Raw genomic sequence first — 19,574 nt, forward strand, 5'->3', positions numbered from 1 at the left:
CACCCCGCAGCCTGTTCACGATCTCTTGGGCGAGGAAACATCCGCCCCGTTCGGCAACGCAGCGGGTGAAACGGCGCAGGCTTCGCGGCCGAGGCCGCTCCCACAGGGGATTTCAGCGGGGCGCGACAGATTCCGGGCAGGCTCTCACCGGGGTTCTGCCCGGTACAGCTCCACCCGGTTGCGCCCGGCCGCCTTGGCGGCGTAGAGCGCCTCGTCCGCCAGCGACAGCAGGCGGTCGAGCTGGTAGCCGGCCTGGGCCGCCTCGGCGATGCCGATGCTGACGCTCAGCTGGCCCGCGGCGACGAACGGCAGAGAAGCGAACTCGCTGCGAATCCGCTCGGCCAGGGACAGCGCCGCGGAGGCGTCGGCCCCCGCCAGCAGGCAGACGAATTCCTCGCCGCCGATCCGCGCGCAGATGTCGTGCTGGCGGGAGCGGTCCATCAGGATCTGGCCGAAGTCGGCCAGGGCCTGGTCGCCGGCTGCGTGGCCGAAGCTGTCGTTGACCTTCTTGAAGTGGTCGAGATCGCAGAGCAGCAGCACCGCCGGCCGGCGCAGATGCGCGCAGTCGGCGAGCAGCCGACCGGCGGCGTCGACGAAGGCACGGCGGTTGCCGATGCCGGTCAGCGGATCGCGCAGCGCCGCGCTCTTGTACAGCAGCTCGGCGCGCTCCTTGACCATCGACAGGGTGACGAAGGCCAGGCCGATGGCGTACAGCAGCGTCTCCAGCACGACCAGGGAGAAGAAGGTGGTGCTCTGCCCCTCGGGGTCGAACGGCATGTCCCGGTCGAGAAAGGCGCGCACGATATAGAAGCCGGCGTGGAGCAGCACCAGGGCCAGGGTCGGCCGGTAGTCCACCTCCAGCTGCAGCCGGCTGCGCCACAGCTCCCAGGCGCCGAGAACGGCATAGGCGGCCATCAGCAGGGAACTGAGCGTGATACGCAGCGACAGCGCCTGGTGGAAGGCCGGCACCAGGCACAGCAGCAGCCACACCGCGCCGCCGGCCAGCATGCCCCAGCGACAGGGCGGGCGCCCGGTGAACACCCGCAGGGCCGTCCAGGCCAAGGCCGCGCTGAACAGCACCAGCAGGTTGCTGAACACGATAGGCACCCAGTCGATGCCCACTCCGCGCAGGGTGCCGACCAGCGCCCCGAGGGCGCCGATCACCAGCGCCGCCGCCAGGTAGCCCAGCGTGCGGTCGCGCCCACGGGTCCAGGCGTGCAGCATCAGCACGCTGACCAGCAGGAGTACGTAGATGTCCAGCATCACCAGGGTGGCGAGGTTCAGCTGCATGATGCGCCTCCGCTCACCCGCGAACGGCGCTCTGGCACTAGTGGCATGAAGCGATAACTACACGAACGGTCAAAATTCCCGCCACTTTACGTGGCGCCGTTCGGCGAAGCCAGAGGAAGCAGTCAACTGGCCATCAGCGGGCGTAGCGCGTCCAGAGCGACTCGAACACCCGTGCATAGGCGGCCACCAGTTGCGGATGGTCGATCACCAGCAGGTTCTCCTCGTTGCTGGTACTGGCGCTGCGGGTCCAGTTGAAGCTGCCGTTGAGCAGGATGCGCCGGTCGAACAGGGCGAACTTGTGGTGCATGTGGAACGGGCTGTGGTCGATGCGCAGCGGCACGCCCTGGGCGATCAGGCGCAGGACGTCGCTGCCTTCGTCGTGCTGCTTCTCGTCGTCGCTGATGACCCGCACCGCCACGCCCCGGCGGTGGCAGGCGGCGATCTCGTCGCTGAGGCGGTCGTCGGAGATGGTGTAGACGCAGATGTCCACCGACTCGCGCGCCTGGCGGCACAGCTCGCGGATCTTGCGCAGGCAGTCCTCGCCGGGGCTGAAGTGGGCGCTGGCGACCGCCGGGCGCGGTGGCGTGGCGGCCAGGTCGAGGGTGCGCACCACCTGCTCCAGCCACTTCAGCGCCGGCAGCACGTTGGCGGGATCGGTCAGCGCCAGGTCGCGCACCAGGTCGAAGGCGCGGTTGCGCAGGTAGCGCACCTGGTCCGGACCCAGGTCGGTGCCGAGCTGGCGCAGCTCGTCGCGTTCCTCGTTGCTCAGCTTGAGATCGACCAGGCTGTCGCGCAGTTGCTGGTCGAGACGGGCGAAGTCCATGTCCACATCCTCAGGTCGGGCGCCGGCGCCGAGTCAGGGCGGCGAACAGCACGCCGCACAGGGCACCGAACAGGTGGTATTCGAAGGAAATGTCCCGGCTCGGCAGCAGGCCGAGCCACCAGCCGCCGTAGTAGAGCAGCACCAGCAAGGCGATCAGCAGGCTGGCCAGGCTGCGCTCGAACCAGGCCCGCGCCAGCAGCAGGCCCCACAGGCCGAACACCCAGCCGCTGGCGCCCAGGTGCAGCCCCGGCCGGGCGAACAGCCAGACCAGCGCCCCGCTGCCGACGATGATGAAGGCGCTGGCGGCGAGGAACTGGCGCAGCGAACCGAGCAGCGCCAGCCAGCCCAGCAGCATCAGGCCCGGCAGGTTGTTCAGCAGGTGCCACCAGCCGGCGTGCAGCCAGGGCGCCAGGAGGATGCCGGGCAGACCGTCGACCCGCCGTGGCAGCACGCCCCAGGCGTTGAGGGCCTGGCTGCTCAGGCTGTTGACCAGTTGCAGCGCCAGCAGCGCCGCGGCGATGCCGATCAGCAGTCGCAGGCGGGGCGCCAGCCAGGCCGTCACGCCTTTTCCGGCCCCGGCTCGGTCGGTGGCTGCGGCGCGCCGAGGAACTGGCCCAGCTCGCGCAGGCGCTGGGCCATCTCGCCCATGCGGCCATGGGTGCGCAGGTCGATCTCGATCTTCTTGTCCATGGCGTTCATCAGCGGCAGGAAGCTGTTCTGCAGGGTCTCGGCGACCCGCTCCAGCAGCACCTGCACGCCGGGCTGGGGCGGCGCCTGCACCGCCACTTCCACCTGGGGCTGCAGGGTCCCGAGCCGCTCCAGGCCGGCCAGCAGCTCGGCCCAGGGAATCTCCTGCTGCTTCTGCGGCTCGCGCTGCAGGGCACGGATGCCTTCCACCAGGTCGTTGAGCTGGGCCACCACGCGGGCGCCGACGTCGCTGTCGCTGCCGCCCATGGCCTTGTTGCGCAGGAAGTCGCGCTTGATCTGTGCCCAGCGCTCGGCCTGTTCGGCCGTCATGTTGCCGCGCAGCTCGGCCAGCTTGAGCAGGTTCTCCTCGGCGCCGGTGGTGAGCAGCTGCGACTCGCCCTGGTAGTGGTCGGCGATCAGCTGCAGCAGCTCGGCGTCGTTCATCACCGCGCTGATCTTCTCGGCCATCTTGTTCATGTTGCGGTAGCTGCCCTGCAGCTTGAACGGCGGCTCGCTGCGGTACTGGTCGGCCTGGGCGGCGCTGGCGATGTACTGCTGGTTGACCCGGCCCACCACGTCGCGCACCTGCATCAGGCGCTGCAGGGTGCTGACGATCTCATTGATCTCCGCACCGCTGTAGCCATGGCTCAGCTCGTTGGCGGAGAACGGCTTGCCCTCGGCCTTGGCGACGAAGCGGTAGACGTCGGCCATGTCGCGGGTCGCCAGCGGCGCCAGCACCGGGTTGGAGGTCAGGCCGTTCTCGATGTACGACAGGGAGAAGGCTTCCTGCATGCCGCCCAGGGTGTCGCCGAGGTTATAGATGTCGGCGCGGTTGGCGAGCATGTCGGGGATCTTGAAGACATCGCCGGACTCGGTGTACGGGTTGCCGGACATGATCACGCAGAACTTCTTGCCGCGCATGTCGTAGGTCCGGGTGCGGCCCTTCCACACGCCCTCGATGCGCCGGGTGCCGTCGCACAGGGAGATGAACTTCTGCAGAAATTCCGGGTGGGTGTGCTGGATGTCGTCGACATACAGCATCACGTTGTTGCCCATCTCCAGCGCCAGGTTGAGCTTCTCCAGCTCCTGGCGCGAGGTGGCGTCCGGCGCCTGGGCCGGATCGATGGAACGCACCTCGTGGCCCAGGGCCGGACCGTTGATCTTCATGAAGATCAGGCCCAAGCGGTGGGCGACGTACTCCATCAGGGTGGTCTTGCCGTAGCCGGGCGGCGAGATGAGCATCAGCAGGCCCATCAGGTCGGTACGCTTGTTCTCCCCGGCGGTGCCCATCTGCTTGGCCAGGTTGTCGCCGATGAAGCCCAGGTACACGTCGTTGATCAGCTTGTTGCGCACGAAGGAGCTGAGCGGCCTGGCCTTGAACTCGGACAGGCGCAGCGCCTCGCGCTCGCGGGCGATCACTTCCTGGCGCAGCGCCTGGTAGCGCTGCAGGCCGGGCAGGAACGACTCGCGGTGGGCGCGCAGGCGGGCGAACAGATCGTCCACCGCCAGCACCAACTGACGATCATGGATGCGCGGGTGCTCGCCCATCAGGTCGGTGACGGTGAAGCGCAGGTCCACCTCGGTGACGCGGCCGGGGAAGCCCTCCCCCAGCAGCGACAGCGCCACCGCCTCGGCCACGTAGCCGGCCAGCGGCGCGAACTCGTCCTGGGCGCACAGGCCACGCAGCCAGTTGCCGGCCAGCGCCCACTGCGCCGCCGGCCGACCGTCCAGGCGTTCCAGGGCCTGCTGGTAGTCGTCCCACATGCGCGCGCCCTGCAGGCGCAGCTTGAGACCTTCCTGCAGCTGCCTGGCGTATTTGCTGAAGACGAACTCGACGCGCTCGGCGGCCAGTTCCTGCACCAGGTATTCGGCGGCCTCGCCCACTACTGCCTCGTCCAGCCCCAGCGGCTGTTCGGCGAGGAAGGCGCGCAGCGCTTCGGCGATCTCCTCCTGCAACTGCTGCAACCCGTCGCGGCCGCCGAACAGCTGCTGGATATGACGGCTGGTGCGCGCCCGCTCCGGCCACTGGGCGGCCCCGTCGGTGTCCCGGCGCAAATCCCAGAACAGGCAGCCCAGCGCGCGCGCCTCGGCGCCGTAGCGCAGCAAGCCGGCGCTGTCGCGCAGGGGCAGCAACTGGGCGAGGATGGCAGCGGCGTCGTGGTCGTGGATGCCCTTCTCGTAGCCTTCCTTGTAGCGCGGCGCGGCGAAGTCGCGGATCAGCCTAGCCAGCTCGTCCGGCTGCGCCAGCAGCGGCTTGAGACGCTCCAGGCTCAGCCCCTCGCGGCCCTCGTCGGCGGCGGCCAGCACCTCGCCGGCCAGGTACTCGGCGCGGTACAGCTGCTCGGATTCGGACTCCAGCGCCACCTGCCAGAACGGCTTGAGCGCCTCCAGTTCGGGGTTCTCCAGCGGTTCGAGGAAGTCGGTACCGGTCAGGTGCAGGTAGAGCTGGTCGCCGCGCGGCAGCAGGGTCAGGTCCAGCTCCTGGGTGTTGACGCTGAAGCGGTGGCGCGGGCCGAGCTTGATGACGTTGCCGCCCGCCTCGAACAGTTCGCTCTTGTCGCGCAGGGCGCGCACCGCCTGGTCGCGGGCACCCTTGAGGCGCGCCTCGATGTCGTCGGCCTTGACGCTGTCCTTCAGCTCGCGCAGGCGCTCGCTCATCTCGCGCAGCTTGAGGATCAGCGGGTCGGCGGCGAAGAAGGCGTTGAGTTCCTCGGCCTGGGTGAACCGGGCAGTGCGCCGGCCCAGGCTGTCGAGGATGCGCCGGGCGGCGTCGAGCACGCCCTGGGCCTTGCGCTGGCGCTCGTCGAGCAGCGCCTGCTTGTGCGCCTCGAAGGTCTCCAGCAGTTCCTCGCGCTTGGCCATGATGTCGCCGAGGAACTGTTCCTGGTCGCCGAACTGGCTCTCCAGTTCCTCCAGCTGCACCAGCAGGCGGGCCAGCTGCTCGTCGCAGCGCTCCGGATCCTGGGCCTGGCCGAGGGCGTTGGTGATGCCCTGGCTGAACAGTTTGAACTGGGCGCCGAACTGCGCCACCGTCTCGCTCGAACCCAGGCCCTTGCGGCGCTGCTCGGCGCGTGCCCTGGCCTGGTTCAGGCGGGCGTAGATCTCGGAGATGGATTCGACGATGCGGGTGCGCTGGGTGGCGTCCTCGATCTTCAGCCCGGCCATCAGGCCGGACAGCATGTCCAGGTCGGCGGCCATGGTCTGCAGGGCGGCCAGCGGCTCGGCCAGCTGTGCCACGGTCTCGGCCTTCTGCGCCTGATCGTCGAGGCCCTGCAGGCGCACGACGAAGGGCTGCAGGGCGCTGTCGTCGGCGAGGAAGCTGGCGGTGGCCGCCGAGATGCGCTCCTGGGCGGCCAGCAGCTCGGCCTCCATGGCGTCCAGGCGTTCCAGGTCGATGTAGCGGTATTCGCGGATGGTCAGCAGCAGGCCGCGCTGAGCGGTGATGCCGTTGAGGGCGTCGACGAAGCTCTGCGCCTGATCCCAACTGTCCGGCAGCAGGCTGTCGAGCAGCGTCTTGTGGCGGCTCTCGGCGTCGACCATGGCCTGGGCCGACTGCTTGCGGATGCTCTCGACCTTCTCGTATTCGTCCAGCACCAGCTCGGCGGTGGCGGCGATCTCGCGCAGCAGCGGGGCCAGCCCGGCCAGCTGCTCGCTGGCCAGCCAGTGGTAGGTGTCGAACAGGCGGCGGGTGTTCTGGCACAGCAGGCTGTAGCGCTGCACCGACACCGAGGGCGCGTCGATCTCGCGGCACAGGTCGTAGAGATCGGAGATGCCGCGCACCAGCTCGGCGTTGCCGATCTTGCCGAGGAAGCCGCTGCGCGCCGGCTGGCGGGCGGCGAATTCGTCGCTGCAGAACGGCGTCTGCCAGATCTGCATGGGGTGGATGCGGGTCGGCTCCTCGCCTTCGGCGGAGAAGATCACCGTGCGCCCGTCCTCCAGGCGCGCGTAGCCGTGGCCGAAGATCGGGTTCTGCAGCTGGCGGTTGATCATGTTGTAGGTGAGCAGTACCGAGCGGCCTTCTTCCGGGTGGTAGAAGATGTACTGCACGTCCTCGCCGTTGGGCGAGCGCACGGCGCGCTTGAAGCGCATGCCGGACATGGACTGCTCGAAGGTCTTGTACTCGCCGTTCTGCAGGTAGTAGCCACCGGGGAAGATGATGCCGTGGTCTTCCGGCAGCTGGACGCAGGCCTGGCCGATGGCGTCGATGCGCTCCACCTTGCCGGTGAGGCCGTTGTACACCAGATAGCGCCAGCGCTCCTCGCGGTACGGCAGCACCTTGAGCAGCACCAGGCTGCCCAGGCGGGCGAACTCGACCTGGGCGTCGTCCAGCGACTGGGTCTTGTCCATCACCTCTTCGCGGTAGATGCCCAGGCCGTCCTCGGTGTTGTTCTCCACCTTGATCGTGAGGTCGCCGCCGATGGTCTCGACGAACAGGGTGTCGAGGATGTTCAGGTGCGGATGGCGGCCTTCCACCACCATCTCGCGGGTGGCCCGGGACCACTCGAAGTCGAACGGCGCCGGCAGCGCGATGTCGCGCTCGCCGCGGTTGTCGATGTAGCGGACGTCCTTGCCGTCGAGGGAGATCGACCAGCGGAACACGCGGATGTCGGTGATCCGCTCGCCGATCTGGAAGCTCGCCAGCAGCTTGCCGTCGCGGATGGCGAGCTGCAGCAGGCGGGTATTCTTGTAGTAGCTGTACAGCTCGTTGAAGTCGTTGACGAAGCCGGGCGCGGCCAGGAAGGTGCCTTCCAGCGGCACCGGCTCGGCCTCGTAGGCGTCGCCCTCGCCCACCAGCCGGTAGAGGGAGAACACGTCGGCGACGCCGGTCTCCTTCTTCAGGCCGAGGAACACGTTGTAGCCGAACAGCAGGCAGTCGCCGACCTGGACGATGTCGCGGGCGATGCAGTTGTTCTCGGTGCGGATGCGGACCCGGCCGATCACCTCCATCTGGCTGCTGCCGAACTCCTCCAGACGCTGCCGGTTGAGTTGCTCGGCGGTCTGCCGCAGGCGCTGGCCCTGGTCCTCCAGACGCTTGTGCAGCACCTCGTAGGCGCCGCCTTCGGCGACGGCCTTGTCCAATACGTCCTGTGTATGTGCGTCCGACATCGTGCTTTTCCTGGATCTGCGTATTCGGGCCCTAGGCGACGGGTGGGCATGCCCACCCCACGCGCTACCCGCCGATCTTCTTCTCGACCTTGGCGATCTTGTCGCGCAGCGCCGCGTCGATTTCCTCCGGCCGGACCTGCGCGATGATCTTGCGCAGCACCCGGACCTCGTTGTCGTCGATCACCCCGTCGCGCTCGGCGATCTCCAGCAGCGCCTTCAGCTCCTGGGCATCCAGGCGCCCGTCATCGCTGAAGCACTGGATCGAGCGGAAGGTCATCTCCAGATAGTCCCTTGATTCCGACATGGCTGTTTCCTGATTGATCGAAATGGATAGGTGGCGCGGCATCGCCGCCCCACTGTGGGAGCGGCCTTGGCCGCGAAGGGGCGGCGCGGTGCCTGTCCCGGTTCGCGGCCAAGGCCGCTCCTACGCAGGGTTCATGCCTGCTCGGAGCCCGGGGTCGGCGCAGCCACCGGCACGGCGGGAGCCGCCTTGCCGGCCAGCAGGCGGGCGAGCACGTCCTGCACCACCGGGCTCTTGCCGACCACACCCTCGATGGCCTTGCCCACCGAGAGGGACTTGGCGAAGGAATTGAAGAAGTCGCCCTCGCCGCCGACGATCTCGATCTTCGCCTTACCCAGCGCGGTGGCGAGCACCTCGGCCTGGTCCTTGGCGATTTCCTTGTTGGCGGCGATGGCGGCCATGGCCTCCTCGAAGCTCTTCTCCAGCTGCATGCGGAACTCTTCGTGCTGGCGGGCGCTGTCGCTGAGGGCGTCCAGGGCGCCGAACTTCTTGCTCAGGCCCTCGGCCTCCGCATTCAGGCGCTGCAGCAGCACGTCGGCTTCCGACGTACCCAGGTCCTTGGTCGCCTGGGCCTTGGCCGCGCCGAGCTGCTGCTCGCCACGCGCCTGGGCGCCCAGTTTCTCTTCCAGCACCTTGGCCTCGGCCAGACCATCCTTCTCCTTGGCGGCGGCCTGAGCTTCCAGTACGCGCGCCTCGGCCAGGCCCTTCTCCTGCTCGCCCTTGGCTTCGGCGATCAGTTGCTCGGCCCGCACGCGAGCGTCGGCCAGACCGTCCTTCTCCTTGGCCGCGGCGGTGACTTCCAGCACGCGGGCGTCGGCCAGGCCGGGCGCGGCACGCTCGGCCTCGATGCCTTCGGCCATGCGTTTCTTGGCCTCGGCCTGCTTGGCCGCGGCCTCCAGCTCGGCCTGGGCCAGGTTGTTGATTTCCACCGCCTTGTGCTTGGAACGGGTCTCGTCGGCCTCGGCCTGCTTGACCTGGCGCACCAGCTCCTGCTCGGCCTGGGCCTGGGCCTGCAACACCACCACCTGCTTGGCGCGCTCGGCCTCGGACACCTCGCGCACTTCCTTGATGCGCTCTTCTTCCTGGGCCACAGTTTTCTCCACGGCCACACGGTCACGGATCACGTTGGCGATGTTCTTGCGCTGCTCTTCCAGGGCCTTCTCGGCCTCGATGCGCTGCAGCTCGACCTCGCGCTCGCGGGCCACCACTTCCAGATCCTTGGCGCGGGTGACCTTCTCCACCTCGATGACCACGGCGCGCTGGCGGTTCTGCTGAGCGACCTCGACCTCACGCTGGTGGTTCTCGGCGCGCACGTCGATTTCCTGCTGCGACTGGATGCGCGCCTGCTCGGCCTTGAGGCGTTCCTCTTCCTTGACCTTGATGGTCTCGGCTTCCTCACGGGCACGGATGGTCTCGACCTCGCGTTTCTGGCGCGCCTCGGCATCGGCCTGCTGGCGCTCCAGGGCCAGGGTCGCCTCGCGGGTCTCGACGTTCTTCTTCTTGATCGCCAGCTCCTCGTTACGCTCCAGCTCGTTGGTGACGACGTTCTGCGCTGCGGTCAGCTCGGTGATCTTGCGGATGCCGGCGGCGTCGAGGATGTTGCTCGGGTCCAGGGAGGCCTTGGAGGTCTGCTCCAGGTAGTCGATAGCGACGTCTTCCAGCACGTAGCCGTTGAGGTCGTTGCCGATGATCTCGACGATGCGGTCGCGGAAGTCCTGGCGGTTCTCGAACAGCTGGACGAAGTCGAACTGCTTGCCGACGGTCTTCAGCGCCTCGGAGAACTTGGCGTTGAACAGCTCGTTGACCGCCGCGCGGTCGGAGGCACGGTCCACGCCGATGGCCTTGGCCACCTTGAGCACGTCTTCCTGGGTCTCGTTAACGCGCAGGTAGAAGGCCACGGTGATGTCGGCGCGCATGTTGTCGCGGCAGATCAGGCCGTCCTTGCCACGGCGATCTACTTCCAGGGTGATCAGCGAGATGCGCATGAACTCCTTGAGGTAGATCACCGGGTACACCAGGGCGCCGGTGAAATGCACCTTGGGCGTGGAGGACATGTCGTTGACGATCAGCGCCGTGCCCTGCGGGACCTTGATGTAGAAGGCCTTGAACAGGGCCAGCAGGGCCAGCACGATGAGGACGAAGAGCCCGGCCAACATAAGGCCAGGGATGATGTATTCCATTGTTTTCCAATCTCCTTAGCTAGGGGATCAAACGCCCCGAAACTCATTCTCGGTAATGACACGGTACGCATGCTCGGCTGGCAGATACTCCAGCAGCACCACCCTGTCTCCCCGTGTAAAGCCGAGCGACTCTTCCGCGCGCACACGCAGGATCAGGCCCGCTCCACCGTCTTCCAGCACCGCCTCGCCGTGGTTCAGGGTGACCCGGCCACTGCGCACGACCGCCACCTGGCCGAGCACCGACTTGCTGGTGGTCGCCTCGACCTTCTCGAACAGCGGGCGCAGAGGCCTGCAGATGGCGGCGCAGAAAGGCACCGCGAGCACCAGCGCCGCGGCAGCCGCCACCAGGCCGAGCGGATAGCGCAGGATGCCCAGCGGCAGATGGCGCAGCAGCAGGAGCTCCAGGAAGTAGCAGAGCGTCCAGGCCGCGAAGAACAGCAGGGTCAGCACCAGGGTGACCGGCACCCCGCCGAGCTTGAGCTTGTACAGCAGCCCGGCCAGCCCTTCGGCCTGGCCGGTCCCTTCCATCAAGGAGTCCACCTCGACGTTCAGCACGTCGACCTCGATCAGTCCCAGTGCCACGACCATCCAGTAGATGATCGCCACGCACAGGAGAAAGCTGAACAGCGCAGTGGGAAACGAGGACACTGTCTGCAGGAAGATTTCCATAACTTTCCTTTCCCCGAATTAACCGAGAGAGGTCGCTTCGCGCGGCCTCTCTCCAGACAGCCGATCAGGACTTGGCCTTGTCCTTGAGACGGGCCAGCACATGCTCGGCGCTGGCGTTGTCGGCCTTGATGCCGGCCGCGCGCAGCTTGGTCTCCAGCGAATCGTCGAGGTTGGCCGCCTCGGCCAGCTCGGCCGTCGCTTCCATCTTCGCCGCACGCTCGGCCTGCTGCTGCTTGATCCGCTCCAGCGACTCGACGGCGGTGTGCAGCTTGGCCTGAGAGCCGCCGTAGCGCTGAGCCACGGCCATCTGCGCCTTCTGTACGCTCTCGGTGGCCTTGACGGTATCCACCTGCTGCTTGAGGCGCTTGATGTTGGCCTCGGCCTGGGCCACTGCCTTGCGCAGCTGCGCCACGCTGGCGGCATAACCGTCGGCCTGCTCGCGCTCGACGGCCAGTTCGACTTCCAGGTTGGCGATCTTCACCGCCACTTCCTGGGCCAGCGACTCGTTGCCGGCCTCCAGGGCCTTGAGCGCGTACTGCTCGTATTCGGTGACCTTCGCCGCGCTCTTCTCGGCACGGTCGGCGGCCAGCTTCTGCTTGGCCATGATCTCGGCCAGGGCTTCCTTGGACTTGCGCAGCTCCAGGTCGGCGTCACGGATTTCCTGGTCGAGGATGCGCAGGGCCTGGCTGTCCACCAGGGCCTCACCCACTTCGTTGGCGCCGCCGCGCAGGGCGGTCAGCAGCTTGCTCCATACGTTCATGGCTATCTCCTTAGGCTTCGGCCGAGAGGAAGTCTTCGTAGGCTTCGGTGGCCTTGATCACGTTGTCCGCCAGCATCTCGATCTCCTGCACTACGTTGGACAGGACCGAGGATGCGCTCAGCGCGCCGAACATGGTGTAGCAGGCCTGGCCGTCCGGCAGGGTCTCCAGGCCGATGGAGGACAGCGGGAACAGCTTGTGGCTGCGCAGCACTTCCTCGTTGAAGGCCGCCGTGTCGCGCACGTCCGCCGCCGGCCAGAGCAGCGCCTCGACGATGATCTGCTCGCCGAACACCGCGATGAACAACGGCAGATCGCCGTATTCGCGCATGGTCACGTGCAGGCTGGCGTCGGCGCCCTGGATCAGCTCGATGGCCGCCCGGCCTTCCTTGAACAGCTCCGTCGCGGACAGCGCATCGAACAAACCTTGTGCAGTCCAAACCTGAGGCATGCTATCCCCCTCCTTCTCCATAGAGGCCAGTCCCGGTCGGGCCTGGCGCAGTTTCCGCTCGAACGCCGCGAGCGCCTGGGCGTGCTCGGGCAGTATCCAGACCTCTTTCTTGACCAGGCCCTGCTCGCGCAGGCGCTGACGGAAGAGACGCTGGTAGTGGGCTGACGATTTGCTTTCCATGAACGCGAGATTAAGCACTCACATGTAATGAATCAATTACTCACATGTAATATTTTCAAACGTGCGTATGACATGACCACGAGGCGGCCCGGGCGGGCAGCATGGCCAGTGACGGAAAGGCTTGTGGAGAAAAACCTGGGCAGGGAAAACAGGGAAAAGAACGCGCATCCTTTCGCCCATCGATTTAACCGCAGATACTCCACCGGCAACAGCCCATGGAGCGCCGACCAGGTCGCATAACAGGAGTCACGATGGTCCCCAGCAAACCCCTCGCCGGCCTGAAGGTGGTCGAACTCGGCACCCTGATCGCCGGCCCCTTCGCCTCGCGCATCTGCGCGGAGTTCGGCGCCGACGTGATCAAGGTGGAGTCCCCGGGCGGCGGCGACCCGCTGCGCAAGTGGCGCAAGCTGTACGAAGGCACCTCGCTGTGGTGGTTCGTGCAGGCACGCAACAAGCGCTCGATCACCCTCAACCTCAAGCACGAGGCCGGCCGCGAGGTACTGAAAAAGCTGCTGGCCGACGCAGACATCCTGATCGAGAACTTCCGCCCCGGCGTGCTGGAGAAACTTGGCCTGGGCTGGGACGTGCTGCACACCCTCAACCCCAGGCTGGTGATGGTGCGCCTGTCTGGCTTCGGCCAGACGGGGCCGATGCAGGACCAGCCGGGCTTTGGCGCGGTGGGCGAGTCGATGGGAGGGCTGCGCTACATCACCGGCTTCGAGGACCGCCCACCGGTGCGCACCGGCATCAGCATCGGCGACTCCATCGCCGCCCTGTGGGGTGTGATCGGCGCACTGATGGCGCTGCGTCACCGCGAGATCAACGGCGGCCTGGGCCAGGTGGTGGACGTGGCGCTCTACGAGGCGGTGTTCGCCATGATGGAGTCCATGGTGCCGGAATTCGACGTGTTCGGCTTCGTCCGGGAAAGGACCGGCAACATCATGCCCGGCATCACCCCCTCCTGCATCCACACCTGCGCCGACGGTAGGCACATCCAGATCGGCGCCAACGGCGACGCCATCTTCCAGCGCTTCATGCGCGCCATTGGCCGGGACGACCTGGCCAATGCGCCGGACCTGGCCGACAACGCCGGCCGCGACGCCCGCCGCGACGAGCTGTACGGGGTGATCGATCGCTGGGCGGCCAGCCTGCCGCTGGCCGAGGTGGAAGCCGTGCTGGTGCGCGCCGAGGTGCCGGCCAGCCGCATCTACTCCGCCGAGGACATGTTCCGCGACCCGCAATTCCTCGCCCGCGAGATGTTCCTCTCGGCCAGGCTGCCGGACGGTAAGCCGTTCAAGATGCCGGGCATCGTGCCCAAGCTGTCCGACACCCCTGGAACCGTGGAGTGGACCGGCCCACAACTGGGCGAGCACAACGAGCAGGTGCTGGGCGAGCTGGGCTACGACGAAGCCGCCATCGCCGCGCTGCGCGCCGCCGGAGCGCTTTAGCCGGCGCGCGGCAGAGCGTGAGCAGGCTCCCGGAGCCTGTTCATAATCTCGCGAGAGAAGATAGGTGCAATTGTAGAAGCGACTTCAGCCGCGAACCGAGATGACACGGTAAAAGCTTCGCGGCCAAGGCCGCTCCTACAGTCGTCTTCTCGGCACATGGAAGATTCTGAACAGGCGCTCAGTCCAGTTGGTCGTCGCGGATCAGCACATAGCTGCGGTCCGCTAGGTCGTAGACGTAGTACATCTCCACCTGTAGGCCGTGCATCACCGCCACGTAGTCGCCCGGCTCGGCGACGAACCAGGCGTCGCTGTCCGCCTTGGCCTCGCACTCGATGCGCGCGGTGACGAACAGGGCCGGATCGCTGTCGTCGAAGTAGTCCTCGCGTTCGGCGGCATCCCACTCGGCCGGCGCCTCGAAGGGGCCCTCGATGAGGATGCGGGCGTCGCCCAGTTCCAGCTCCTCGGCGTCCAGGTCGTTCTCATCGGGGCGGTAGACGGTGCAATCCAGCGCGTCGGCATGGTCTTTCAGGCTCATGGTTGTCTCCCGTCATCTCGCGAACTGGAAAAAGAAGAGGCCTTGGCGGCCTCGGGTGGGGCGAGTCTACGACAGATGAACGTGCATTCCGACCGGCCATGCTGCTCTCTTTCGTTGCCCACCCCACCGGAGCCGCTGGAGGAAAGGCATGGCCAGGCAGCAGGCCCCCAGCCGAGCAGCAGCGACGTGCTGCCGTGGCGGGACGTGTGACCGATGGCTGGAGGTGCCAGGTCAGTGGCACGCTGTCCTCGACGAGGAGGGTGAGCGAGCCGTCGATGAGGCTAGGCGGAGCGTTCCGCGCGACGCTGGAGCAGCGAGGCGCCAACGTCAGTGATGATCAGCGTGAGAATCACCAGCGCCGCGTTCGCGCTGATGCTGGAGAAGTCCTGTTCATGGCCCGCTCCGATCACGATTTCCCGCTTTCTCGGCGGGCGGAGGAGGCCCGTGACGGGCCTCCCCTGCGCGGAACTCGCCTACTGGCGGCCGCCGCGGCTCTCACCACCCTTGCGGCCGGACTCGGTTGTCTTCTGGCGGTCATTGGCGACACCGCCAGTGTTCTGGCCGCCCTTGCGGCCGGCCTCGGAGGCCTTCTGGCGGTCATTGGCGAAGTTACCCGGGTTCTTGTTGCTCATTTCGGTATCTCCTGCATGGCGGGGCGACATTGCCCCATGCGTTTCAGTGGAGGGGCGGCCGTCGCGAGGCGTTCCGTCTATTTCCACGCTTCGCTGGCGAATGACGGACGAGCGGTAGGCTGGCGAAGCACGCAGATCGCGCGGGTGGAACTCCAGCGCGCCATCACGCCACGAACCTCTATATGGGCATCGGCAGAGGCCGCCCACGACGGGCCGTTCCGGCCCGGACGCCAACCCGCAACGGGAGCTACCTTTCATGAACACGCTACACCACGCCACCATCGTGCTGGGCACCCTGATCGCCCTCTCCGCACAGGCCCACAAGCACACCGACCAGAACCCGGCCGACCCGGACGCCAGCGCCGGCCAGCACCAACACCACGAGGAGCCACGCAGCGACGATCGACGCTCCAGCCCAGCGGAACAGCCGGATACCCTCGACGGCGACCAGGTGCCCGAGGGCCAGCACGGCGATAGCCATGACCCGCAGGCGCCGGGCGGCGAGCACGGCGACGGGCGGACCGACCCCGGCATGCTGGAGTGATCCGCCGCGAGGCTCGCGCTAGGCTCTGTACGAAAAGTGCCTGCGCTCGGTGATGCTTCGTTAAAAACGGGTTCGGAATGCTCATTTACAGCTCGTAAACTCGCATGCGAGCCCAGTCCGCTTCCTCACCTGTTTTTGTGGGGGCGCCTAGCCCTCGTCTGACCTTCGCTCGACGACTTTTCGTACAGACCCTAGGAGGCGCCATCTACCGGCCCAGGATCGCTTCGCGGATGAACACCTCGCACCCGGCTGAAATCGCCGCGCAACTCGCAGCGGCACTCGATGTACTCGCCCGTCACCTCGGCCAGGCACCGCTGGCCGTCCACCTGTTCGGCTCGGCGGTCGACGGTGGGCTCAGGCCGCTGAGCGACATCGACCTGCTGGTGACCATCCCGGCGCCGCTGAACGAGGCGACCCGCCGAGCGCTGATGCAAGCTCTGCTGGCAGTGTCGGCCTGGCCGGTACCCGCCGGCCCGCTGCGCGCGCTGGAGGTGACGGTGGTGGTCCGCGACGAGGTTGTCCCCTGGCGCTACCCGGCGCGGCGCGAGCTGCAGTTCGGCGAATGGCTGCGCGAAGGGATCGAGGCTGGCGAGATCGAGCCCGGCGCCACGGACTCCGACCTGGCTATCCTGCTGACCAAGGTCCAGCAGCACGGCGTCGCCCTGATCGGCCCGCCCGCCACGGAGCTGTTCGCGCCGGTGCCCGAGACCGACCTGGTGCGCGCGCTGCTCGACACCGTCGCCCAGTGGAACGGCGAGACGGACTGGCAGGGCGACGAGCGCAACGTGGTGCTCGCCCTGGCGCGCATCTGGTACACCCTGTGCACCGGCCGCATCTCGGCGAAGGATGCAGCCGCCACGTGGGCACTGCAGCGGCTGCCGGAGGCCCATCGTCCCCTGTTGGCAACCGCCCGCGCGGCCTATCTGGGCGAAGCCGCAGACGACCTGGCCCGCCGGCCAAGGGAGATTGCCGCCTTCGTGCGCCAGGTCAGGAACGATATCGACGGCCTCGCACGGAGGCGCTGAGTCAGGAGGCGCGGTCCGCCTTCGCCACTGCGCCCAATGCGCTGTGCAAGGCGCGGGACACCTGCTCGGCGGAGTACGGCTTGGGCAGGAACTCGAAGCCCTGGTGCGCGCCGTCCGCCAGGGCATGGCTGTAGCCCGAGGTGAGGATCACCGGCAGGTCGGCGCGGCGGCGCCTGATCTCGCTGGCCAGGGCGATCCCGCCCATGCCGGGCATGATCAGGTCGGAAAACACCGCATCGAAATCCTGCCCGGTCGCCCCCAGCCGTTCCAGAGCCTCCTCGGCCGAGGTCACCCAGGTGCTGCGGTAGCCGAGGTCAGTGAGGATCTGCGCGGCGAAGGCGCCCACTTCCGGGTTGTCCTCGACCACCAGGACCCGCCGCTGTCCGCCGTCGCCGGGCAGGGAATCATCGCTGGCCTGCTCTTCGTCCGGCTCCGGTGCCACCTGCGGCAGGAACAGGGTGAAGGTGGTGCCCTCGCCCCGCACGCTGGTCACCTGCACGTCGCCACCCGACTGCTTGGCGAAGCCAAACACCTGGGACAGGCCCAGGCCGGTGCCCTGGCCGGCGGCCTTGGTGGTGAAGAAGGGCTCGAATATCCGTTCCATCAACTCCGGGTCGATGCCCGAGCCGGTGTCGCTCACCGAGATGGCGGCGAACGGCCCGTCCTGCCCGGCGTGACCGCGGATGGGCGGCAGCGCCTGGTTGGCGGCCAGGCGCAACACCAGCCGGCCCTCGCCGTCCATGGCGTCGCGGGCGTTGATGGCGAGGTTGACGAAGGCCGTCTCCAGCTGGCCCAGGTCCGCGCGGACGTGGCAGGGTTCGTCCGGCAGCTCCAGCGCCACCTGCACGCAGGCGCCGGTGGCGGTGTCCAGGATGTCGCCGATGGCGCGCAGGCGCTGACCCGCCTCGAACACCTCGGGGTTGAGTGCCTGGCGCCGGGCGAAGGCGAGCAACTGGGCGGTCAGCTTGGCGCCCCGCTCCACGGTGTCGGCCACGGTCTTCAGGTAGTGGCCACGGCGCTCCTCGGAGAGGTTGCCGCGCTGGAGGAAGTGCAGGCAGGAACGGACGATGGTCAGCAGGTTGTTGAAGTCGTGGGCCACGCCGCCGGTCAGCTGGCCGATGGCTTCGAGCTTCTGCGACTGGCGCAGCGCCGCCTCGGTCTCGACCAGTTGCGCGGTACGCTCCTCGACGCGCTCCTCGAGGGTGGCGTTGAGGGTCGCCAGGGCGGCCATCGCCGTGCGCAGCTCGGCGTCGGCGCGCACCCGCTCGATGTGCGCCCAGCAGCGCTCGGCGACCTCGCTGACCAGCGCCAGCTCGTACTCGGACCAGAGCCGGGGTATGCGGTCATGGATCGCCATCAGCGCGGTCAGACGGCCCTCCTTGACCAGGGGAATGCACAGGGTGGCGGTGATGCCCAGCGCCTGGAACGTCGCGGCTTCTTCCTCCGCCAGTTCCTCGCGGTTGTTGTTGATCACCAGCGGCCGGCCCAGGCCCAGGTTGTTCACCGCCAGGCGGCCGAAGTCCACCAGGCGGTAGCGGCCCACCAGGTGCGACGAGCCCGGCGCCACCCAGTCGCCGCGCACGGTGAAGCCGTCCGCGTCGGCGTCCATGTCGGCGTAGGCGCAGCTGGAGATTCGCAGGTGCTCGCCGAGCATGCGGGTGATGGTCGCCATGATCATGTCGGCGCTGGTGGCGTCCGCCACGGCGCGGCTCAGCTCGTCGAGGAAGCACACGCGCTGGTGGGCGACCACCGTGGCGGTGGTCTCGACTACCGTGTCGAGGATGCCGACCACCTCGCCGGTGTGGTCGCGGATGGGGCTGTAGCAGAAGGTGAAGTAGGCCAGCTCGCGGCTGTCGCCACGCTCGATCAGCAGGGGGAAGTTCTCGATGAAGGTGGCCTGGCCGGCCAGGGCCTTTTCCGCGATGTGGCGGATGTCGCTCCAGGCCTCCTTCCACACCTCGCTGAACGGCCGGCCCAGCGCCGGCGGCTTGCCGCCGAGGATCGGCACGAAGGCGTCGTTGTGCAGGGTGATCAGCTCGCGTCCCCAGACGATGGCCTGGGGGAAATGCGAGCCGAGGCAGAGCGCGACCGTCGTCTTCAGCACGTCGGGCCAGTGCTCGCGAGGCCCCAGCGGCGTGGAAGCCCAGTCGTGGTTGCGGATACGGTCGGCCATTTCTTCGCCGCCCTGTAGCCAATCCGCCATCTGTCGTCTTCCCCGTGGAATTGCCAGCGTGTTTCGTTGTACCGCTCGCGGCCGCAACATGGAAGCGCGGCGGCAGCGGATCGCCCGTTTTCGGAACCGGATCATGAAACGGGTCGGCCGGAAAAAGTTCTTCGAACTATCCCCGAGCGGCCGGGCTCTCTAGCACTGCAAGCACTGACTGCTCGGTTAAGCGGTACGGCGAATGTTCGATCATCTCCTCGGCCCGGCTTCACGCGCAACGGTGTGCCCGGGCCTGGCCCGGTCGTTACCTACCCTGGAGAGAGACATCATGGCAGATCGCCAAAACGGTATCGTCAAATGGTTCAACGCCGACAAGGGCTTCGGCTTCATCACGCCGGACCAAGGCCCAGACGTGTTCGTGCACTTCCGCCAGATCGAGGCCGAAGGCTACCGCACGCTCAACGAAGGGCAGCGCGTTTCCTTCCTGGTCGCCGCCGGCCAGAAAGGGCCGATGGCGGAGCGCGTGCAGATCGCCTGACCTGTCAGGTCAGGCGGAGAGCCCGCTTCGGCGGGCTTTCTTCTGATGATGGCCCGGCAGGCTCCGGGCGATGGCGAGAGGACATAGAGGATGAACAAGACCAGAGACGACAGCCGGCCACGCCAGCTGCGCGAACCCCTGACCCCGGATGCACGCTTGATGATGCGCTTCTGCTGCCATCTGCCGCCCGAGGAGCGCGCCTTCATCCGCCAGGCCATGAAGGCACGCATGGGCTGAAGCCCGC

At 67.5% G+C, this 19,574-nt stretch carries 17 protein-coding genes; 5 read left to right on the forward strand and 12 right to left on the reverse strand.

Going from position 1 to position 19,574, the window contains the following annotated elements:
• Window positions 1-144: 144 nt before the first annotated feature.
• The 9 genes from N5D30_RS01100 to N5D30_RS01140 form a co-directional block, all read right to left on the reverse strand.
• Window positions 145-1,290, reverse strand: a complete 1,146-nt coding sequence (locus N5D30_RS01100) for a GGDEF domain-containing protein (RefSeq protein ID WP_220814442.1) — start codon at window positions 1,288-1,290, stop codon at window positions 145-147.
• A 133-nt stretch (window positions 1,291-1,423) separates the two neighbouring features.
• Window positions 1,424-2,113, reverse strand: coding sequence for a phospholipase D-like domain-containing protein (locus N5D30_RS01105; RefSeq protein WP_220814441.1), 690 nt, complete (start codon window positions 2,111-2,113; stop codon window positions 1,424-1,426).
• 10 nt (window positions 2,114-2,123) lie between these two features.
• A complete protein-coding gene (locus N5D30_RS01110) occupies window positions 2,124-2,675 on the reverse strand; it encodes a rhomboid family intramembrane serine protease (protein WP_279907287.1) in 552 nt (183 codons plus the stop codon).
• Entirely contained in the window at window positions 2,672-7,906 is a 5,235-nt protein-coding gene (locus tag N5D30_RS01115) for a DNA repair ATPase (RefSeq protein ID WP_279907288.1), read from the reverse strand. Before N5D30_RS01115 ends, N5D30_RS01110 begins: the two co-directional genes overlap by 4 nt.
• A gap of 64 nt (window positions 7,907-7,970) precedes the next feature.
• Window positions 7,971-8,210: a hypothetical protein gene (locus N5D30_RS01120; protein ID WP_220814438.1), complete on the reverse strand. Its 240-nt coding sequence runs from the start codon at window positions 8,208-8,210 to the stop codon at window positions 7,971-7,973.
• A gap of 131 nt (window positions 8,211-8,341) precedes the next feature.
• The gene (locus N5D30_RS01125) at window positions 8,342-10,387 is read right to left on the reverse strand and encodes a flotillin family protein (protein ID WP_279907289.1); all 2,046 of its coding nucleotides are present in this window, start codon (window positions 10,385-10,387) and stop codon (window positions 8,342-8,344) included.
• A gap of 27 nt (window positions 10,388-10,414) precedes the next feature.
• Window positions 10,415-11,056 (reverse strand): hypothetical protein, encoded by a 642-nt coding sequence (locus tag N5D30_RS01130; protein WP_279907290.1) that lies wholly within the window; start codon window positions 11,054-11,056, stop codon window positions 10,415-10,417.
• Window positions 11,057-11,120: 64 nt separating this feature from the next.
• On the reverse strand, window positions 11,121-11,816 hold the full coding sequence (locus tag N5D30_RS01135; protein WP_279907291.1) for a PspA/IM30 family protein: 696 nt from the start codon (window positions 11,814-11,816) through the stop codon (window positions 11,121-11,123).
• A gap of 10 nt (window positions 11,817-11,826) precedes the next feature.
• Entirely contained in the window at window positions 11,827-12,444 is a 618-nt protein-coding gene (locus N5D30_RS01140; protein WP_279907292.1) for a YjfI family protein, read from the reverse strand.
• Between the two features lie 251 nt (window positions 12,445-12,695).
• On the opposite strand from N5D30_RS01140, the gene N5D30_RS01145 reads away from it, so the two are divergent.
• Complete coding sequence (locus N5D30_RS01145) at window positions 12,696-13,892, forward strand: CaiB/BaiF CoA-transferase family protein (protein WP_279907293.1); 1,197 nt, start codon at window positions 12,696-12,698, stop codon at window positions 13,890-13,892.
• Window positions 13,893-14,070: 178 nt separating this feature from the next.
• On the opposite strand, the gene N5D30_RS01150 is transcribed toward N5D30_RS01145, so the two are convergent.
• Window positions 14,071-14,427, reverse strand: a complete 357-nt coding sequence (locus N5D30_RS01150) for a hypothetical protein (protein WP_279907294.1) — start codon at window positions 14,425-14,427, stop codon at window positions 14,071-14,073.
• Window positions 14,428-14,900: 473 nt separating this feature from the next.
• Window positions 14,901-15,059, reverse strand: coding sequence for a KGG domain-containing protein (locus tag N5D30_RS01155; protein ID WP_220814431.1), 159 nt, complete (start codon window positions 15,057-15,059; stop codon window positions 14,901-14,903).
• Between the two features lie 256 nt (window positions 15,060-15,315).
• Here N5D30_RS01155 and N5D30_RS01160 point away from each other — a divergent pair, with 256 nt between their 5' ends.
• Together N5D30_RS01160 and N5D30_RS01165 are read left to right on the forward strand one after the other, a co-directional pair.
• Window positions 15,316-15,603 (forward strand): hypothetical protein, encoded by a 288-nt coding sequence (locus tag N5D30_RS01160; protein ID WP_279907295.1) that lies wholly within the window; start codon window positions 15,316-15,318, stop codon window positions 15,601-15,603.
• A gap of 230 nt (window positions 15,604-15,833) precedes the next feature.
• On the forward strand, window positions 15,834-16,628 hold the full coding sequence (locus N5D30_RS01165) for an AadA family aminoglycoside 3''-O-nucleotidyltransferase (RefSeq protein ID WP_279907296.1): 795 nt from the start codon (window positions 15,834-15,836) through the stop codon (window positions 16,626-16,628).
• Between the two features lies 1 nt (window position 16,629).
• Here N5D30_RS01165 and N5D30_RS01170 read toward each other — a convergent pair whose 3' ends face one another.
• Window positions 16,630-18,831 carry an ATP-binding protein gene (locus N5D30_RS01170; protein WP_279907297.1) on the reverse strand — a complete coding sequence of 734 codons (2,202 nt, stop codon included), beginning with the start codon at window positions 18,829-18,831 and terminating at the stop codon, window positions 16,630-16,632.
• Between the two features lie 289 nt (window positions 18,832-19,120).
• Here N5D30_RS01170 and N5D30_RS01175 point away from each other — a divergent pair, with 289 nt between their 5' ends.
• Together N5D30_RS01175 and N5D30_RS01180 are read left to right on the forward strand one after the other, a co-directional pair.
• The gene (locus tag N5D30_RS01175; RefSeq protein ID WP_220814427.1) at window positions 19,121-19,330 is read left to right on the forward strand and encodes a cold-shock protein; all 210 of its coding nucleotides are present in this window, start codon (window positions 19,121-19,123) and stop codon (window positions 19,328-19,330) included.
• A 90-nt stretch (window positions 19,331-19,420) separates the two neighbouring features.
• Window positions 19,421-19,567, forward strand: a complete 147-nt coding sequence (locus N5D30_RS01180; protein WP_220814426.1) for a hypothetical protein — start codon at window positions 19,421-19,423, stop codon at window positions 19,565-19,567.
• Window positions 19,568-19,574: the final 7 nt, after the last annotated feature.

Origin of the sequence: Pseudomonas sp. GD03875 (assembly GCF_029840585.1) — a bacterium.
Taxonomy (GTDB): Bacteria; Pseudomonadota; Gammaproteobacteria; order Pseudomonadales; family Pseudomonadaceae; genus Aquipseudomonas; species Aquipseudomonas paralcaligenes.